Origin of the sequence: Streptomyces sp. NPDC004658, assembly GCF_040609555.1 — a bacterium.
GTDB lineage: Bacteria > Actinomycetota > Actinomycetes > Streptomycetales > Streptomycetaceae > Streptomyces.
The window spans coordinates 1-18,085 of sequence record NZ_JBEXKG010000153.1; the positions used below are offsets into that span (position 1 = coordinate 1).

17 protein-coding genes and 1 pseudogene are annotated in these 18,085 nt (G+C 73.1%); 11 read left to right on the plus strand and 7 right to left on the minus strand.

Translation table 11 applies throughout. From position 1 onward, the window contains the following. Window positions 1-1,874 (plus strand): annotated as a pseudogene (locus ABZV94_RS33515) (family 2 glycosyl transferase); the annotation flags it as partial. Next, window positions 1,871-3,376: a DUF5719 family protein gene (locus ABZV94_RS33520; RefSeq protein WP_356347202.1), complete on the plus strand. Its 1,506-nt coding sequence runs from the start codon at window positions 1,871-1,873 to the stop codon at window positions 3,374-3,376. The pseudogene ABZV94_RS33515 and the gene ABZV94_RS33520, both read left to right, overlap by 4 nt. A gap of 67 nt (window positions 3,377-3,443) precedes the next feature. Here ABZV94_RS33520 and ABZV94_RS33525 read toward each other — a convergent pair whose 3' ends face one another. Continuing rightward, window positions 3,444-3,830: a metallopeptidase family protein gene (locus tag ABZV94_RS33525; RefSeq protein ID WP_356347203.1), complete on the minus strand. Its 387-nt coding sequence runs from the start codon at window positions 3,828-3,830 to the stop codon at window positions 3,444-3,446. Between the two features lie 351 nt (window positions 3,831-4,181). Here ABZV94_RS33525 and ABZV94_RS33530 point away from each other — a divergent pair, with 351 nt between their 5' ends. From ABZV94_RS33530 to ABZV94_RS33555, 6 genes are all read left to right on the plus strand, one after another. Continuing rightward, the gene (locus tag ABZV94_RS33530; RefSeq protein ID WP_014673095.1) at window positions 4,182-4,607 is read left to right on the plus strand and encodes a DUF3499 domain-containing protein; all 426 of its coding nucleotides are present in this window, start codon (window positions 4,182-4,184) and stop codon (window positions 4,605-4,607) included. A gap of 209 nt (window positions 4,608-4,816) precedes the next feature. Continuing rightward, window positions 4,817-6,181: a phosphomannomutase/phosphoglucomutase gene (locus ABZV94_RS33535; RefSeq protein ID WP_356347205.1), complete on the plus strand. Its 1,365-nt coding sequence runs from the start codon at window positions 4,817-4,819 to the stop codon at window positions 6,179-6,181. Between the two features lie 73 nt (window positions 6,182-6,254). Continuing rightward, window positions 6,255-6,425 (plus strand): Trm112 family protein, encoded by a 171-nt coding sequence (locus ABZV94_RS33540; protein WP_014673093.1) that lies wholly within the window; start codon window positions 6,255-6,257, stop codon window positions 6,423-6,425. Between the two features lie 55 nt (window positions 6,426-6,480). Continuing rightward, a complete protein-coding gene (locus ABZV94_RS33545; RefSeq protein WP_356347207.1) occupies window positions 6,481-7,608 on the plus strand; it encodes an SIS domain-containing protein in 1,128 nt (375 codons plus the stop codon). A gap of 100 nt (window positions 7,609-7,708) precedes the next feature. Then, on the plus strand, window positions 7,709-8,860 hold the full coding sequence (gene manA, locus ABZV94_RS33550) for a mannose-6-phosphate isomerase, class I (protein ID WP_356347209.1): 1,152 nt from the start codon (window positions 7,709-7,711) through the stop codon (window positions 8,858-8,860). A gap of 168 nt (window positions 8,861-9,028) precedes the next feature. Further along, window positions 9,029-10,009, plus strand: a complete 981-nt coding sequence (locus ABZV94_RS33555) for a cation diffusion facilitator family transporter (RefSeq protein WP_356347211.1) — start codon at window positions 9,029-9,031, stop codon at window positions 10,007-10,009. 21 nt (window positions 10,010-10,030) lie between these two features. On the opposite strand, the gene lepB is transcribed toward ABZV94_RS33555, so the two are convergent. The 5 genes from lepB to ABZV94_RS33580 all read right to left on the minus strand — a co-directional run bounded on the left by lepB (window position 10,031) and on the right by ABZV94_RS33580 (window position 12,586). Then, window positions 10,031-10,717 carry a signal peptidase I gene (gene lepB / locus ABZV94_RS33560; protein WP_356347213.1) on the minus strand — a complete coding sequence of 229 codons (687 nt, stop codon included), beginning with the start codon at window positions 10,715-10,717 and terminating at the stop codon, window positions 10,031-10,033. A 107-nt stretch (window positions 10,718-10,824) separates the two neighbouring features. Further along, window positions 10,825-11,202, minus strand: a complete 378-nt coding sequence (locus ABZV94_RS33565) for a hypothetical protein (protein ID WP_356347215.1) — start codon at window positions 11,200-11,202, stop codon at window positions 10,825-10,827. Then, window positions 11,186-11,665 carry an RNA polymerase sigma factor gene (locus ABZV94_RS33570; protein WP_356347217.1) on the minus strand — a complete coding sequence of 160 codons (480 nt, stop codon included), beginning with the start codon at window positions 11,663-11,665 and terminating at the stop codon, window positions 11,186-11,188. The genes ABZV94_RS33565 and ABZV94_RS33570 overlap by 17 nt, the downstream gene beginning before the upstream one ends. Then, complete coding sequence (locus ABZV94_RS33575; protein WP_356347219.1) at window positions 11,655-12,230, minus strand: class F sortase; 576 nt, start codon at window positions 12,228-12,230, stop codon at window positions 11,655-11,657. The genes ABZV94_RS33570 and ABZV94_RS33575 overlap by 11 nt, the downstream gene beginning before the upstream one ends. Further along, a complete protein-coding gene (locus ABZV94_RS33580) occupies window positions 12,227-12,586 on the minus strand; it encodes a sortase-dependent protein (protein WP_356347220.1) in 360 nt (119 codons plus the stop codon). Before ABZV94_RS33580 ends, ABZV94_RS33575 begins: the two co-directional genes overlap by 4 nt. Before the next feature lie 441 nt (window positions 12,587-13,027). Between ABZV94_RS33580 and ahcY the strand changes: the two genes are divergently transcribed. After that, the gene (gene ahcY / locus ABZV94_RS33585; protein ID WP_356347222.1) at window positions 13,028-14,485 is read left to right on the plus strand and encodes an adenosylhomocysteinase; all 1,458 of its coding nucleotides are present in this window, start codon (window positions 13,028-13,030) and stop codon (window positions 14,483-14,485) included. Between the two features lie 410 nt (window positions 14,486-14,895). Beyond that, the gene (locus tag ABZV94_RS33590) at window positions 14,896-15,510 is read left to right on the plus strand and encodes a hypothetical protein (protein WP_356347224.1); all 615 of its coding nucleotides are present in this window, start codon (window positions 14,896-14,898) and stop codon (window positions 15,508-15,510) included. Between the two features lie 57 nt (window positions 15,511-15,567). Here ABZV94_RS33590 and ABZV94_RS33595 read toward each other — a convergent pair whose 3' ends face one another. Beyond that, window positions 15,568-16,515 carry an RDD family protein gene (locus ABZV94_RS33595; RefSeq protein WP_356347226.1) on the minus strand — a complete coding sequence of 316 codons (948 nt, stop codon included), beginning with the start codon at window positions 16,513-16,515 and terminating at the stop codon, window positions 15,568-15,570. A 142-nt stretch (window positions 16,516-16,657) separates the two neighbouring features. Here ABZV94_RS33595 and ABZV94_RS33600 point away from each other — a divergent pair, with 142 nt between their 5' ends. Next, window positions 16,658-17,665, plus strand: a complete 1,008-nt coding sequence (locus tag ABZV94_RS33600; RefSeq protein ID WP_356347228.1) for a stage II sporulation protein M — start codon at window positions 16,658-16,660, stop codon at window positions 17,663-17,665. Window positions 17,666-18,085: the final 420 nt, after the last annotated feature.

The window sequence follows — 18,085 nt, forward strand, 5'->3', positions numbered from 1 at the left end:
TGACTGCGAGGTGCTTGGGACCTTCTACTCGGATTTGGTTGAGCTGGCGCGCCACCTGGGCGTACGCGCTCCTGCTGACCGTCACCACCGCCTTCACCCCGATCGTCTGGCCCATCGCCCTGCTGCTCGGCCTCGGCGTACTGGTGCTGCGCCGCGGCGACCTCGTCGCCCACGGCCTGCGCTTCCTCGCCCAGCTCGGCACCCCGCTGCTGCTCCTCGCCCCCTGGTCGCTGACCCTCCTGCCGACCGGCTTCTTCCGGGAGGCCGGCCTGGAGTACGGCCCCTCGGCCGCCTCCGCGCTCGACCTGCTCGGCGCCGCGCCCGGCGGCCCCGGCACCGTGCACGGCCTGATGCTCATCGGCATCGTGCTGGCCGCGCTCGCCGCCCTCCTGCGCTCCGAGCGGCAGCTCGGCATCCGCGTCGCCTGGGCCGTCGCCCTGGTCGGCCTCGTCTTCGCGGTCCTGTCCAACAAGTCCGCCTGGGCCGGACCGGCCACCCTCGTCTACGGCATCGCCCTGCTGGCCGCGGCCGCCCTCGGCGCCGACGGCGCACGCGCGCGCGTGGCCGAGCAGAGCTTCGGCTGGCGCCAGCCCGTCGCCGCCCTCATCGCCTTCGCCTCGGCCGCCGGCCCCCTGCTCGTCGCCACCGGCTGGATGCTCCGCGGCGCCGACGGCCCGCTGGAGCGCCGCGACCCGGCCCAGGTGCCCGCGTTCGTCGCCGAGGACTCCAGCGGCGGCGACCAGGCCCGCACCCTGGTCCTCGACAGCGACTCCACCGCGCGCGTGCGCTACACCCTGGTCCGCGGCTCGGGCGCCCGCATGGGCGACGCCGAACTCACCGCCGCCGACGGCGGCAACGCCCGCCTGGACAAGACCGTCGCCAACCTCGTCGCCGGCTCCGGCGCCGACCAGGCCGACGAACTCGGCGGCTTCGCCGTGCGCTACGTCCTCGTCCACAAGGGCGCCCCCCGCGACATCACCCGCGTCCTCGACGCCACCCCCGGCCTGTCCCGGCTCAGCCAGCAGAACGGCAGTGCCCTGTGGCGCGTCGACCAGCAGGTCGGCCGCGCGGCCATCGTGCCCGCCTCCGGCTCGGGCAAGGCCCGGCCGGTCACCGCGGGACCGGTCGAGATCCACACGACGATCCCCTCCGGCCCCGCCGGCCGCGTCCTGCGTCTCGCCGACAGCGCCGCCGACGGCTGGACGGCCACCCTCGACGGCAAGCCGCTCACCCGGACCACCGTCGACGGCTGGGCCCAGGGCTTCCAACTGCCCTCCGGCGGAGGCCGGCTGGACGTCACCTACGACGCCCCGATCGCCCACACGGCCTGGCTCTGGGCCCAGGGTGCGCTGGCCGTCGTCCTGGTCGTCCTCGCCCTGCCCGGCCGTCGCCGCGACGTCGACGACGACCTGCCCGAGGAGCAGCCCCTGCCCGCCCAGGCCACCGCGGGCGAGGGCCGCCGCGCCCGCCGTCTGCGCGCCCAGGCGGAGGAAGCCGCCGCCGAGGAGCAGCCCGGCACGCCCGCGCAGCCCGAGCAGCCCCCGGCCGCCGTACCGCACCAGCAGGCGTACGACGAGTGGGACCCGGCCACGTACGGGAACGCCGGGAACGCCGCTTACGGCACGGACCCGTACCAGACCGCGACCGGCTACGAGCAGCAGCAGTACCAGCAGCCGTACCAGCAGTCCGACCCCTACCAGACGGCGCCGTACGACCCGTACGGCTACAGCGGCGCCCCCGGTCAGACGCCGTACGACCCGGCGGCCTACCAGCAGGGCTACGACCCGGCGTACGACCCGGCCCAGCAGGGCTACGACCCGTCCCAGCACCCCCACGGCACCGGCAGCCAGCGCCCCGACGGGAGCCAGCAGTGAACCGCACCACCCTGTCCCTGTTCGCCGGCACGGCCGCGCTGGCCGCCGTCACCGCGTTCGCCGCGTTCGAGTCGCCGTCCGCGTCCGGTGCCGCCCCCCGCGCGGCGGCCCGGCTGCCCGTGGAGCGCACCAGCCTGCTCTGCCCGGCGCCGAGCATGTCGGACATCGCCGACACGGCGTACACGTCGTTCACGCCCGTCACCCAGGGCAGCGGGAGCGGCGGCAAGGCCCGGCTCCAGGCGGCCGGCGGGCAGTCGGCCGACGGCACGGACGGCAGCCGGAAGGGCAAGGGCGCCGGGAAGAAGACCGACGAGCCGGTGCTCACCCCGAAGACGCCGGGCACGCCGGCCACCGGCGAGACCTCCGGCGCCGAGGCACCCGCGCTGATCGGCACCGCGGACGGCGGCTTCGCGCCGGGCTGGACCGTGCAGGAGACCACCGAGGTCGCCGCGGGCAACGGCCGGGGCCTGCTGGGCGTCAACTGCACCGGCCCGGACACCGAGTTCTGGTTCCCCGGCGCCAGCACCGCCACCGGCCGCACCGACTACGTCCACCTGACCAACCCCGACGACTCCGCCGCCGTGGTGGACATCGAGCTGTACGGCAAGGACGGCGCGATCAAGTCCCCGCTGGGCGAGAACCTCACCGTCAAGCCGCACGCGAGCGAGCCCGTCCTGCTCTCGACGCTCACCGACGAGCGGCAGGCCGGTCTGACCGTGCACGTCAGCGTGCGCAGCGGCCGGGTCGGCGCGGCCGTGCAGGCCCTGGACGACAAGGCCGGCGGGGACTGGCTGGCCGCTGCCGCCGACCCGGCCGGCAGCCAGGTCCTGCCCGGCATCCCCAAGGACGCCACCGACGTCCGTCTGATCGCCTTCACCCCCGGCGACGACGACGCCGACCTGAAGGTCCGCCTGGCCTTCCCCGACGGCCTGATCACCCCGGCCGGCCACGAGACGGTGCACGTGAAGTCCGGCATGACCACGGCGGTCGACCTCGGCGACGTCACCCGTGGGGAGGCCGGTTCCCTGGTCCTCACGCCCACCGACCAGGCGGTCCCGGTGGTCGCGGCGCTCGAGGTGGTGCGCGGCAAGGGCGACAAGAAGGAGACGGCGTTCATCCCGGCCGCGGCCGCCGTCGGCACGCGCGCGACCTCCGCCGACAACAGCGCGAAGGGCACGACGCTCGCCCTGACGGCCCCCACCGGCACGGCCACGGTCAAGGTGACGGCGTCGGCGGGCAGCGAGGGCGGGACCCCGGTGACCAAGACGTACACGATCAAGTCCGGCACCACCCAGAACGTCGACGTCCCCGCCCCGGCGGGCCTGAAGGGCACGTACGCCCTCACGGTCGAACAGGTCTCCGGTGCCCCCGTCTACGCCTCCCGCACCCTCGCGGCCACCGAGGGGGGCGTCCCCGGCTTCACCATCCAGACCCTCTCGAACGACCGCGGAACGGTGTCGGTACCGACAACGGAGCAGGATCTGTCGATCCTGCAGAAGTGAGGGGCCGGGGCGGCCGGCCGCCGTCGAGCGGCCCCGCCCCCGCCCGGCACCGGACCGGCGAAGGCGCCTAGTCCTCCCCGTACCGGGGGTCCACGGTCTCCGGCGTCAGCCCCAGCAGCTCGGCCACCTGCTCCACGACCACCTCGTGCACCAGCGCGGCGCGCTCGTCGCGCCCCTTGGTCCGGATCTCCACCGGCCGCCGGTACACCACCACCCGGGCCCGCCGCCCGTCCCGCGCGGGGACCACCCCACCGAGCGGAACGGCATCGTCCGCCCACGCCACCTGATCCCCGTGCCCCTGCAACCGGGGCACCTCCAGCACCAGGAAGTCGATGTCGGCCAGCTGCGGCCACCGCCGCTCAAGGCGTTCCACGGAGTCCTGCACCAGGTCGGCGAACACCTCGGCACGGCTGGCCGCCAGCGGCACCTGCGGGGGCGCGATCGGCCCTCGCATGCCTCGCCCGTGGCGATCACGGCGGCGGGGCCCGGGGCCGGCGGCACGGGGCGGTACACGGTTGTCCATCACTGGTGAAGGGTAGTCCCCGCGCCCTCCGCGCGTGCGGCTCCGCGCGGCAACCGGCCCCTGCCTCCGCATGACACAGGATGACCATTTCGGCCAAGGTCTGGCTCGTTTCCGTAACTCTCCGAGACCGCCGAACTCAAGGCAATTGACGGTCTTTGTGCCGACTCCTGACCGGATGCGGTCCTGTCCGGCGCGCACCGGACCTGCGTCCATGCAGGTCAACGAAGTCCGCTCAAAGGGGTGTGTGGGGCGTTTCACAGCACGACACGGGGGAGTGACCTGGTGGAGAGTCGTCGCGGCCCGCTCAAGAGTGCGGTACCGTCCAACGTCGTGAGCCCTGTACGTCGCTGTTCGCGCACCGCCTGCGGCCGACCCGCCGTCGCGACGCTGACGTACGTCTACGCCGACTCGACCGCGGTCCTCGGCCCGCTCGCCACCTACGCCGAACCCCACTGCTACGACCTGTGCGCCGAGCACTCCGAGCGCCTCACCGCCCCGCGCGGCTGGGAGGTCGTACGACTCCTCGACGCCTCCGCGCCCGCGCGGCCCAGCGGAGACGATCTGGAAGCGCTTGCCAACGCCGTGCGCGAGGCGGCCCGCCCGCAGGAGCGCGCGGCCGAGGCGGGCGGCGGCGGATCCCGCGCCGCCGACCCCATGGAGGTCGCCCGCCGCGGCCACCTGAGGGTCCTGCGCTCCCCGGACAACTGAGCGCCAGGACCGACGCGCCCCGCCCCTCGGGCCCCGGCGTGCGCCACGGCCGACCGCCACCCCACGCCACCCCCGCCCCGCGTGACGGTCCGGCCCACCCCGGCGTTACGGAAACGGGGCCACCGCGCGTCCACCCGGTGTCCGCACACCGCGCCCTCACGCCCGGCGGGTAGTTTGTGGGCACCCATAGGACTTCAGGAGGGTTGGCCGTGACTGCTGATCTGTCGCAGATCGTGAAGGCGTACGACGTGCGCGGAGTGGTCCCGGACCAGTGGGACGAGACACTGGCCGGACTCTTCGGCGCCGCCTTCGCGGAGGTGACGGGAGCGGCGGCCGTCGTCGTCGGCCACGACATGCGGCCCTCGTCCCCCGGCCTCTCCCGCGCCTTCGCGCGCGGCGCGGCGGACCGCGGTGCGGACGTCACGGAGATCGGCCTGTGCTCCACGGACCAGCTGTACTACGCCTCCGGCGCGCTGAACCTGCCGGGCGCGATGTTCACGGCCTCCCACAACCCGGCCCAGTACAACGGCATCAAGCTGTGCCGCGCGGGCGCCGCGCCCGTCGGCCAGGACACGGGGCTCGCGCAGATCCGCGAACTGGTCGAGCGCTGGCTGGCGGAGGGCGCCCCGGACCCGGTGGACCGGCCGGGAACCCTCTCCGCGCGCGAGACGTTGGAGGACTACGCGGCGCACCTGCGCTCCCTGGTCGACCTCACCGCCATCCGCCCCCTGAAGGTCGTGGTCGACGCCGGCAACGGCATGGGCGGCCACACGGTCCCCCCGGTCTTCGCCGGCCTGCCCCTGACCCTCGTCCCGATGTACTTCGAACTGGACGGCACCTTCCCGAACCACGAGGCCAACCCCCTCGACCCGGCCAACCTCGTGGACCTGCAGAAGCGGGTCCCGGTGGAGGGCGCCGACCTCGGCATCGCCTTCGACGGCGACGCCGACCGCTGCTTCGTCGTCGACGAGCACGGCGACCCCGTCTCCCCGTCCGCCATCACCGCGCTGGTCGCCGCGCGCGAACTCGCCCGCAACGGCGGCACGGGCACGGTCATCCACAACCTGATCACGTCCCGCACGGTCCCGGAGGTGGTGAAGGAGAACGGCGGCACCCCCGTCCGCACCCGCGTCGGCCACTCCTTCATCAAGGCGGAGATGGCCCGCAGCGGCGCGATCTTCGGCGGCGAGCACTCCGCCCACTACTACTTCAAGGACTTCTGGAACGCCGACACGGGCATGCTGGCCGCCCTGCACGTCCTCGCCGCCCTCGGCGGCCAGGAGGGCCCGCTGTCCGCCCTGGTCGCCCAGTACGACCGCTACGCCGGCTCCGGCGAGATCAACTCCACCGTCGCCGACCAGTCCGCCCGCCTCGCCGCGATCCGCACCGCGTACGAGGGGCGCGCCGGCGTCACCCTGGACGACCTCGACGGCCTCACGGTCGCCGCGGCCGACTGGTGGTTCAACGTCCGCCCGTCCAACACGGAGCCCCTTCTCCGCCTGAACGCCGAGGCGAAGGACGAGGCCACCATGACGAAGATCCGCGACGAGGCCCTGGCGATCATCAGGGGCTGAGCGGTCTGCCCATGAGCGGTACGCTGACCAGGCATATGCACAAACACCCGTACGCCCTCCGAAGGGACAGCCCATGCCGCTCGAAGCCGGTCTCCTGGAGATCCTCGCCTGCCCGGCCTGCCACGCCCCTCTGAAGGAGCAGGACACCGAGCTGATCTGCACGGGCCAGGACTGCGGCCTCGCCTACCCGGTACGCGACGGCATCCCGGTCCTGCTGGTCGACGAGGCCCGCCGCCCCGAGTGACGAGCACCGTCACCTCGTAGCACCCCAGGATCCCGGCGATCGGAGGCTGCCGCCCATGCTGGACGAATCGCTGCTCGACACCCCGGAAGGCCTCGCCGAGGCCGACCGCCGGGGTCTGCTCCGCGGCGCGGCGGAGGCCGGCGCCCGCGTCCGCACCGCCGCCCGGCACGCCCCCGAGGCCGGCGTCGGCGAGCTCAAGCCCGACGGCCGCCCCCGCGCGGTCCTCATCGCGGGCCCCGGCGCCGCCGCCACCCACACCGCCGACCTCCTCGGCACCCTGGCCGGCCCCGGCAGCCCCGTCGTGCGGCTCGCCCCCACCGGCGTCGCCCCGGCCGCGGGCGCCCTGCGCTGGGAACTCCCGGGCTGGGCCGGCTCCGTGGACCTGCTGCTGATCGCGACCCCGGACGGCACCGAACCGAGCCTGTCCCTCCTCGCCGACCAGGCCTACCGCCGCGGCTGCTCCGTCGTCGCCGTGGCCCCGCCCCGCACCCCGCTCGCCGAAGCGGTCGCCGGCGCGCACGGCCTGTTCGTACCGATGGCCACGGCGCCGTACGACCAGGAGGAACCGCTCGCCGCCTCCTCCCCGGGCGTCTTCTGGGCGCTGCTGACCCCGCTGCTCGCGCTCCTGGACCGCATCGGCCTGATCACCGCCCCGCCGGACGCCCTGGAGAAGGTCGCCGACCGCCTCGACCACATCGCCGAGCGCTGCGGCCCCGCCATCGCGACCTACAGCAACCCGGCGAAGACCCTGGCAGCCGAACTCGCCGACGCGCTGCCTCTGGTGTGGACGGAAGGTGTCTCGGCCGGTCCGGCGGGCCGCCGCTTCGCCGCTGCGCTCGCCGAACTCGCCGGCCGCCCCGCCCTGGTCGCCGAACTGCCCGAGGCGCTGGCCGCGCACGGTGCCCTGCTGGCCGGCCCGCTCGCCGCCAGCGCCGACCCGGACGACTTCTTCCGCGACCGCGTCGAGGAGCCGCCCGCGCTGCACGCGCGCGTGGTGCTGCTCCGCGACCGGCCGATCACCGGCCTCACCGCCGCCCCCGCCGCCCGCGACGTGGCCCTCAGCCACGACACGGCGATCAGCGAACTCGAACCGGAGGAGGGCGGCGAACTGGAGACCCTCGCGGAACTGATCGCCGTCACGGATTTCGCCGCCGTTTACCTGGCGCTCGCTTCCGGGGCCTGATCTTGCCGCGGGCCGGACGACCCGAGCCCGCCCCCGGCGCCGCGACCGGCACAGTCGCCGGCGCGGCCGAGCAGCGTACGTACGGAGACAGAGAAGACACATGGACCGCCTCGACAACACCATCCGCCCCTACGCCTGGGGTTCGACCACCGCCATCCCGCACCTCCTCGGCGTCGAGCCGACCGGCGAACCCCAGGCGGAGATGTGGATGGGCGCGCACCCGGGCGCCCCGTCACGCACCGCGCGCGGGACCCTCGTCGACGTCATCGAGGCGGACCCGGAACGGGAACTCGGCACCCGCGCGGTCGCCAGGTTCGGCCCCCACCTGCCGTTCCTGCTCAAGATCCTCGCCGCCGGCGCGCCCCTGTCCCTCCAGGTGCACCCCGACCTGAAGCAGGCCGAGGAGGGGTACGCCGACGAAGAGCGGCGCGGCATCCCGGTCGACGCCCCGTACCGCAACTACAAGGACGCCAACCACAAGCCCGAACTGATCTGCGCCCTCACCGAGTTCGACGGCCTGTGCGGCTTCCGCGACCCGGTCGGGGCCGCCGGCCTGCTCGACGGGCTCGGCGTCGACTCCCTCAAGCCGTACGTCGACCTGCTGCACGCCCACCCCGCGGACGCGGCCCTGCGGGAGGTCCTCACCGCGATCCTCAGCGCCGACCCCGAGGAGATGGCCCACACGGTCGCCGAGGCCACCGCCGCCTGCACCCGCCTCGGCGGCGCCTACGCCCCCTACGCCGACATCGCCCACCACTACCCGGGCGACCCCGGCGTCATCGCGGCCATGCTGCTCAACCACGTCCGGCTCCAGCCCGGCGAGGCCCTGTTCCTCGGCGCCGGCATCCCGCACGCCTACCTCAGCGGTCTCGGCGTCGAGATCATGGCCAACTCCGACAACGTCCTGCGCTGCGGCCTGACCCCGAAGCACGTCGACGTCCCCGAACTCCTGCGCGTCGTCCGCTTCGAGCCGAGCGACCCGGGCGTGCTGCGCCCGGAGGCCTCCGAGGACGGCGAGGAGGTCTACGAGACCCCGATCGACGAGTTCCGGCTCTCCCGGTACGTCCTCCCCGAGGGCGGCGCCGCCCACGACCTCACCCGGGACACCCCGCAGATCCTGCTCTGCACGGCCGGTACCGTCCGCGCGGGCGAGCACGAACTGCGTCCCGGTCAGTCGGTCTTCGTCCCGGCCGGCGAGCGGGCAAAGATCTCGGGCGCGGGCACCGTCTTCCGCGCCACCGTGATCGTATGACCGGGGCTGTGGACAGCCTGTGGATCATATGACCGGGGTTGTGGATACCTGACGCACCAGTGCCCGGCCGGGCTGCAAGAATGGCCCACCGGCAAAGGCCGGGCAAAGCCGGGCACTCGTCCGGACGTACGCACCGAGACGACAGAGGCGAAGGGACAACGCGAACACATGAGCGCGTCAGGCGGTACCAAGGCGATCGTGGCGGCACTCGGCGCCAACCTCGCCATCGCGGCATCGAAGTTCGTGGCGTTCGCGTTCAGCGGCTCCTCCTCGATGCTCGCCGAGGGCGTCCACTCGCTCGCCGACTCCGGCAACCAGTTCCTGCTGCTCGTCGGCGGCAAGAAGGCGCAGCGCCAGGCGAGCCCGCAGCACCCCTTCGGCTACGGCCGCGAGCGGTTCATCTACGCCTTCCTCGTCTCGATCGTCCTGTTCTCCATCGGCGGCATGTTCGCCATCTACGAGGGCTACGAGAAGGTCCGCCACCCGCACGACCTGGAGCACTGGTACTGGCCGGTCGGCGTCCTCGTCTTCGCGATCGTCGCCGAGGGCTTCTCCTTCCGCACGGCCATCAAGGAGTCCAACGGCCTGCGCGGCACGCTCTCCTGGAAGGAGTTCATCCGCCGCGCCAAGGCACCCGAGCTGCCCGTCGTCCTGCTGGAGGACTTCGGCGCGCTCATCGGTCTGCTCCTCGCCCTCGGCGGCGTCGGCCTCTCCCTGCTCACCGGCGACGGCGTCTGGGACGGCATCGGCACCCTCTGCATCGGTGTCCTGCTCGTCCTGATCGCCCTCGTCCTGGCCGCCGAGACCAAGTCGCTGCTGCTCGGTGAGGCCGCCGGCCTCGACGACATCAAGAAGATCGAGGCCGCGATCGTCGGCGGCGACACGGTCACCCGCATCATCCACATGCGCACCCTGCACCTCGGCCCGGAGGAGCTGCTGGTCGCGGCCAAGATCGGCGTGAAGCACGACGACACGGCCACCGAGGTCGCGACCGCCATCAACGCCGCCGAGGCCCGCATCCGCGCCGCCGTCCCCATCGCCCGCGTCATCTACCTGGAACCGGACATCTACAGCGAGGCCGAGGCCACCAAGGGCCCGGACCCGGAGGCCACCCCGGGCGGCCCGACCCCGCACCCCGCGGGGCACTGAGGAACCTGCGCGCTACGGCCCTCAGCCCTGGGCCGGCCGCACGGGCCAGGGCGCCGGCGGCACCGTCGGCGCCTTCCGCCGCCGCACCACCAGCGCGGCGATCCCCAGCCCGGCACCGATGACGACCAGGACAGCGCCCAGCAGCAGAGCCAGGCCCAGCAGCGCCGGGCCCGTACGGTCGTCCGTCACCCGCCCCCGCACGGCGTCCACCGGAACCGTCCCGCCGTGATCGGCGGCGAAGAAACGGGAGTCCATCGAGTCGGACCGGCGGTCACCCATCAGGAACAGCCGGCCGGGCGGCACCTTCACGTCGTACGGCCGGTGCACTCCGTCGGCGTCGCCCCCGTAGACGTACGGCTCCTCCACCGGCCTGCCGTTGACCGTGACCCGCTCCTGGGAACCCACGGTCGTGCAGCACGCCACACGGTCACCGCCCACGCCGATCACCCGCTGCATCAGGACACCCCCGGACCGGTAGCGCCCCGGCGCCGAGAACACCACGACGTCACCGCGCCGCACCTCGCTCCCGTCCACCCGCTCCCAGATGATCCGGTCACCCCGCTGGTACGTCGGCTCCATGCTCCGGCTCGGCTGCACGCCCGTGCCGTACGCACCGCGTCCGTACCCGAAGGCACCCCCGGCCAGCACCACACCCAGCAGCCCCACCACCAGCGCCGCGATCCCCAGTCCCCGCCCTCTGCCCGCCATGCCCCGTCCTCCCCACGCGGACCATCCGCGGCGCGGAGCCTAGCGGTCCTGCGTGAACGCCGTGCTCGACGCCCGGCCGGCCCGGACGCCGGATGCCGCCGCGCGTGTCACGGCCTCGGAGTCGTGGTCAGGGTCGCCGAAGGGGGTGCCGACGGGGACGCCGACGGCGCGGGAGTGGGGGATGCCGTGCCGGCGCTGGGGCTCGGGCTGACGCTGGGGTGCGCCGGGGTGGTCACCGGGGGCGGGGCCGCAGGCGGTGTGCGGGCCGGGGGCGAGCCCCGATGGAAGGGGAGGGTGAGCAGCGTGGCCGCCGCGCAGCAGACCGCCGTGGTGGCCGCCGCGCGCAGCAGGCGGCGCCTGGCCGCCACGCGGCGCAGTACGCGGAAGTGGCCGGGGGGTGCGGGGAGGTGCCCGGAGGGCAGCCGCAGCAGCACCGCGAGGGGGTCGTCGTCCCGGCGGCCGTCGTCGTCAAAACGAGTGGTCAAGACTTCTCCTCAGGTGGACGCGGAGCAGCTCGCGTGCCGCGTGCAGGTCGGCCTTGACGGTTCCTTCCTTCCGCCCGGTCAGCACCGAGACCTCCCGGATCGGCATGTCAGCGTAGTAGTGCAGGAGGATCGGCACCCGCAGCCGCCGGGGCAGGGACTGCACCAACAGGCGGATGGAGGGGTCCGTCTGCACGGTGTGCGGGGCCGCCTGAGCGCCCGCTCGGCGTACCGCCTTGCGTTCGCGTTCCTGTCTGCGCCAGTGGTCCCTGACGAGGTTGGCCGCGGTGACGTAGAGGAACCCGCGGGGCTCCTCGACCTTCGTCCAGCGGGCCCACAGCCGGGTGAACGCCTCCGACGCGATCTCGTGGGCCGTCTCGTCGTCGTCGACGAGACGGCGGCACCAGCCGGCGAGGCGGGGGTAGAAGACGGCGAACAGTTCGGACGCCTCTCGGTCACGACCCACCGTGCTCCAGTTCCGCGAAGACGATGACGTTGTCGGGGTAGCCGTCGTCCGTGCGCCGGCCCCCGCAGGTGATCAGACGCAGCACGGGGCGGCCCACGTCGCCGTACACCTCGGCCGTGGGAAAGCGCGACTTGGCGACGGTCCGTACGGCGGTCACCGTGAACGCCGGTGCCGAGCCGTCCGTCAGGCGCGTGGTGACGCGGTCACCCCGGCGCAGCCGGGCCAGGTGGCGGAAGACACCGTCGCCGTAGCGGCCGACGGTGACATGGCCGAGCAGGACCGAGGGACCGGTGCGGCCCGGCACCGGTGAGTACCGGTACCAGCCCGCCCGGTCGTGCGCGGTGACGGGCGGCACCTCCACCGTGCCGTCCGCCGCCAGGCCCAGCCGGATGACGGGGGTGTCCACGCCGATGGCCGGGACGAGGAGGCGGACCGGGGCCGGAGTGCCGGCCGGCAGCGGGGAGGTGTCCTCGCGCGCGGCCGGGCGGGGCTTCGGCGCGGCGCAGGCGGTGAGCAGTGCCGCCGCCGCCGTCCCGGTGAACGTCCGCCGGGTCAGCGGGCTCACGCTCCGGTCGCCCGTCGGCGCCGTACGACGAAACCGGCGCCGCCCGCCACGAGCAGCGCGGCGGCTCCCCCGCCGATCAGGCCGGTGTGGGACTCGGCGGGGGCCGCGACCCCCGTGTTCGGGGCGCCGCTCGGCACCACCGAGACCTGGCCCGGCGAGGGCGCGGCGGACGGGACGGCCGTGGGCGCGCTGCCCGGGAGGGTCGGGGAGGCGGAGGGGGCGGCGGAAGGCATCGAGGAAGGTGCTGTGGAGGGGACCGGGCTGGGTGTCGCACTGGCGGCGGCGAAGGCGGGTGCGCTTGCCGCCAGGACGGCGGTGCAGGCGAGAGCCAGGGTGGTGAGGCCGCTTCGGCGCATGGTGTATCTCCCTCGGGGGGCGGTGGTGATCGGTCGTGCGGAGAGACGACCGGGCCCCCGGGCGGGTTGTAAAGGGATGGCAAAGGAGAAGGAGCGGAGTGATCTGTGCACGTGACCGGCGCCCAGTGATCCGTACGACCGGGATGCCGTCCGCTCCTCGAAAGCGGCACCCCGCCCGAGAACGCCTCGCATACGACCCGTCGAATGCTCAGGCGGACTGGGGCCTACCGGGCCGTCCGGTGTAGCTTGGGACGGAGCCAGACGTCGCTGCTGATGGCGGTCGGGCGGTCCCCCGCGGACCGACCGAGGGAGAGAGGGCCTCCGACGGACTGCGCTGCGCGTACGTGGGCATGCCTGTGTCCTCTTCTCGGGCACCCCTGTGTCCGCCGCCGCGCAGACCAGCCGTACCCACCTCGCCCCAACCCCGAGGAGCAGCTCGTAATGACGACTGTCGAGAACCGACAGGACTTCAAGGTCGCCGACCTCTCGCTGGCCGAGTTCGGCCGCAAGGAGATCACCCTCGCCGAGCACGAGATGCCCGGCCTGATGGCGATCCGCAAGGAGTACGCCGAGGCCCAGCCGCTCGCCGGCGCCCGCATCACCGGCTCGCTGCACATGACCGTGCAGACCGCCGTGCTCATCGAGACCCTGGTCGCTCTCGGCGCCCGGGTCCGCTGGGCCTCCTGCAACATCTTCTCCACCCAGGACCACGCCGCCGCCGCGATCGCCGTCGGCCCGAACGGCACGCCGGACAACCCGCAGGGCATCCCGGTCTTCGCCTGGAAGGGCGAGACCCTGGAGGAGTACTGGTGGTGCACCGAGCAGGCGCTGACCTGGCCGGACAGCCCCACCGGCGGCCCGAACATGATCCTGGACGACGGCGGCGACGCCACCCTCCTCGTCCACAAGGGCGTCGAGTACGAGAAGGCCGGTGAGGTCCCCTCCCTGGACACCGCCGAGTCCGACGAGCACCGCGTCATCCTCCAGCTGCTGCACCGCACCCTGGGCGAGAACCCCCAGAAGTGGACCCAGCTGGCCTCGGAGATCCGCGGTGTCACCGAGGAGACCACCACCGGCGTCCACCGTCTGTACGAGATGCAGCGCGACGGCGTCCTCCTCTTCCCGGCGATCAACGTCAACGACGCCGTCACCAAGTCGAAGTTCGACAACAAGTACGGCTGCCGCCACTCCCTGGTCGACGGCATCAACCGCGCCACGGACGTCCTGATCGGCGGCAAGACCGCCGTCGTCTGCGGCTACGGCGACGTGGGCAAGGGCTGCGCCGAGTCCCTGCGCGGCCAGGGCGCCCGCGTGATCGTCACCGAGATCGACCCGATCTGCGCCCTGCAGGCGGCGATGGACGGCTACCAGGTCACCACCCTGGACGAGGTCGTCGAGACCGCCGACATCTTCATCACCACGACCGGCAACAAGGACATCATCCTGGCGTCGGACATGGCGAAGATGAAGCACCAGGCGATCGTCGGCAACATCGGCCACTTCGACAACGAGATCGACATGGCCGGCCTCGCCAAGATCCCCGGCATCGTCAAGGACGAGGTCAAGCCGCAGGTCCACACCTGGACCTTCCCCGACGGCAAGAAGATCATCGTCCTCTCCGAGGGTCGCCTGCTGAACCTGGGCAACGCCACCGGCCACCCGTCGTTCGTGATGTCCAACTCCTTCGCGGACCAGACGCTGGCCCAGATCGAGCTGTTCACCAAGCCCGACGCGTACCCGATCGGCGTCTACGTGCTGCCCAAGCACCTCGACGAGAAGGTCGCCCGCCTCCACCTGGACGCGCTCGGCGTCAAGCTCACCAAGCTGCGCCCGGAGCAGGCCGCGTACATCGGCGTGGAGGTCGACGGCCCCTACAAGCCGGACCACTACCGCTACTGATCCGCTGATCCCGTAGTCCGGCCCGCCGGGGGAGTGCGCCGGTGCACCGACGCACCTCCCCGGCAGCAGGTCCTCCGAGGCAGGCCCCCCGCACCCCCGTGCCGGGGGGCCTGCCCCTTTGGCCCCCTCACCCATCGCACCAGCCCATGGCATCCAGCCCATGGCACCCGCCCCATGGCCCTGACCGTTGGAACCCGGTCCGTGGCCCACTCACCCCAGGCAACCCGGCCCGTGGCCTACCGGGCCATGGCAAACCGGCTCATGGCAACCGGCTCATGGCACCGAACAGTGGCATTCGAACCGTGGCTCCCGGCCCGGGTTTCCGGGCGCCGGGGCTTCGGGACCCTCGCCCCATCACGTCCGGACCCATGCCTGCCGCCCGGATCAGCCCGTCAAGACCCAGGACCCCCATGCCCCGCGGCCGTTATTCGCTCCACGATCCGCACGATCACACCCCCCTCGCGGACGAACACTTCCAGTGCGCCCCCGGCCCGTCAGGCTGGCGCTACGTCTCCCGGCTGACCGGCCCCGCCGGCGACCACCGCGGCTCGGTCGACCTCGCCCTGGACGACCTCGGCCGTCCCATCCGTCTCGAACTCCACGCGGGTGACTGGCAGGTGCGCGGCGCCGCCCTCGACGGCGTCACCTGGGTCCGCACGGACCCCACCGGCACCCGAGCCACCGAAGGCAATGTGCGCGCCCACGCCTTCACCGGCACGTCCCCCGCGTTCCTCGTCGCCACCGCCCGGCTCCTGCGCCTCACCCCCTCGTCCGCCGCGACCCGTGTCCGCCTCGTGGCCTTCACCGACCCCGTCCTCGCCCCCCGCACCGTGGACCAGTCCTGGGCTCTGGTGAACAGCGAAGCACACGCCACTGACAACGGCCCCCTGACCGTGGACGAATACCAGGTCACAGCCCTGGACACGGGCGAACGGCACACCGTCCACATCGCCGGCGACGTCGTCCTCGCGGCGCCCGGGATCGAGCTGGAAGACCTCCAGTCACCGCCGTCACGATTCCCCTGACCCCGATGCCCCGGTCGACCCCGGGCCGGGGCGAGCACGACGGGACCGCACTCCGGGCTACGCCGGCGGGGCGAACCCCGTGGCCGGCCGGTCGGCCCGCGACTCCTCCCGCGACGGCGCCGGGGAGGGAGCGAGAGGGGGCTGAGGCAGCTGCGGTGCCGGGGGCTGTGCCCACGGCGGTACCGCAGAGGGTGCCGCGGGCTGGACCGCGGGCCCCGCCACCGGGGCAGCGAAGCCGCCCGAGGGCATACCGCCGCTCCTCCCGAACGCCTGCCGGGCCTCACGGGACTGCCGCTCGTGCACCACGGCCGCGAGGAAAGCGGCCGGAGGAAGATCCCCGGGCACCGGTGTCCCGGTACGCCCCGCGAGGTCGGCCGCGAGCCGCTGCGCCATGTCCGCCGAGACCTGCGGGTCGAGCTGCTGCATCCGGGTCAGGTACTGCCGGACGGCGAGCCACAGCCCGTCCGGCACCGCCGACAGGTCAAGCCCGGCGAACCGCCCCGCGAGCCACGGCGGCGGAGGCGGAACGAAGCCGGCCCGCCCGGCGGGTATCCGCTCCCGCACGACCAGGGTGCCCGCGAAGACGTCCCCGAGCCGTCGCCCCCGCGCCGAGACCAGCGAGGCCATACAGGCCACCACCCCGAACGTCATCAGGATCTCCACGACCCCGATCGCGCCCCGCACCAGCGCGTGCCGGAAGCGGATCGGCCCACCGTCGTCCCGCACGACCCGGAGCCCGAAAGCCAGCTTCCCCAGCGAACGCCCGTGACTGAGCGTCTCGACGGCTATCGGCCCACCGACCAGCACCAGCAGAAACGCCGCGATCGACAGCGCGAGCTGCGCGGCCTCGTCCAGCGAAGCCGTCGACACGGCCAGCACCATCATCACGACGACGTACGCGACGACCGCCACGACCAGGTCCAACAACACGGCCAGCGCCCTGCTCGGCAGCTTCGCGGGCCGCAGTTCGAGCGCCACCGCCTCGCCCGTCACCAGCTCACTCACGCCCGCCGCCCTTCCCTGGTCCGCCCCCTGAACCGCCAGTCTGCCAAGCTGAGGGCGCATCGCGCCGCAGTACGACAAGCTGACAGCAAGCACGAGCTCCACGACGAGCCGTGGACGACCAGCCGAGGAGCAGGCAGACCCGATGGACCTGGACGTCTTCGTCTCCGTACACCGAGCCGAATGGGACCGGCTCGATGCGCTCCTCGGCCGCCGACGCCGGCTCACCGGTGCCGAAGCGGACGAGCTCGTCGCCCTCTACCAGCGCACCGCCACCCACCTGTCCCTCATCCAGTCGAGCGCTCCGGACCCGCAACTGACGGGGCGGCTCAGCCAACTCGTGGCACGCGCGCGCAGTACCGTCGCCGGCACCCGCCGCGCCTCATGGCGTGACGTCACGCGCTTCCTCGGCCAGGGCTTCCCCGCCGCCGTGTACCGCACCCGCCACTGGTGGGTGCCCACCGCGCTGATCTCGACCGCCGTCGCCATCCTCCTGGGCTGGTGGATCGGCACCCACCCCGAGGTGCAGTCGTCCATCGCGGCACCCAGCCAGCTGCGCGAGCTGACCCGGCCCGGCGGTGAGTACGAGACCTACTACTCCAGCCATCCGGCAGCCGCCTTCGCCGCCCAGGTGTGGACGAACAACGCCCAAGCGGCGGCGATGTGCCTGGTCCTCGGCGTCTTCCTGGGACTGCCCGTCCTGTGGATCCTCTTCCAGAACATGCTCAACCTGGGCGTGGGCCTCGGCCTGATGTCCTCGGCCGGCCGTCTCGACACCTTCCTCGGCCTGATCCTCCCCCACGGCCTGCTCGAGCTGACCGCGGTCTTCGTCGCCGCCGGTACGGGCCTGCGTCTCGGCTGGACCGTCATCGACCCCGGCCCGCGCACGCGGCGTGCGGCGCTGGCCGAGGAGGGACGGGCCGCCGTCGGCATGGCCATCGGCCTCGCCCTGGTCCTGTTCGTCTCCGGTGCCATCGAAGGCTTCGTCACCCCCTCCGACCTGCCCACCTGGGCCCGCATCGGCATCGGAGTCGTGGCCGAGCTGGCGTTCCTGGCGTACGTCTACGTGCTGGGCGGGCGTGCCGCGCGCGCAGGTGAGACGGGCGATCTCGAAGCGAGGGACCGCAGCGCGTCGGTCCCCACGGCCGCCTGACGGCCGGCGGATGTGCACTCGACCCCGGTGAGCTGCTAATCTCCTCTTCGCCCCGCGAGAGCCGTTGACACGGAGGGAGTGGGGAGGTAGATTCAAACAGTTGCCCGGAGCTGGACAAGCTCCCCGGCAGCCGATAGAATCTATGAGCTTCCTCGATAGTCCTGAGTGGCAATTCGAGAAGCACCCCCCGATTACTCAGGAATGAGCGGCTGGTTCGACCGGCCAAAAACTTCTGATAAAGTCGGAACCGCCGGAAAGGCAAACGCGAGAGCGGGAACCTGGAAAGCACCGAGGAAATCGGATCGAGAAAAGATCTGATAGAGTCGGAAACGCAAGACCGAAGGGAAGCGCCCGGAGGAAAGCCCGAGAGGGTGAGTACAAAGGAAGCGACCGTTCCTTGAGAACTCAACAGCGTGCCAA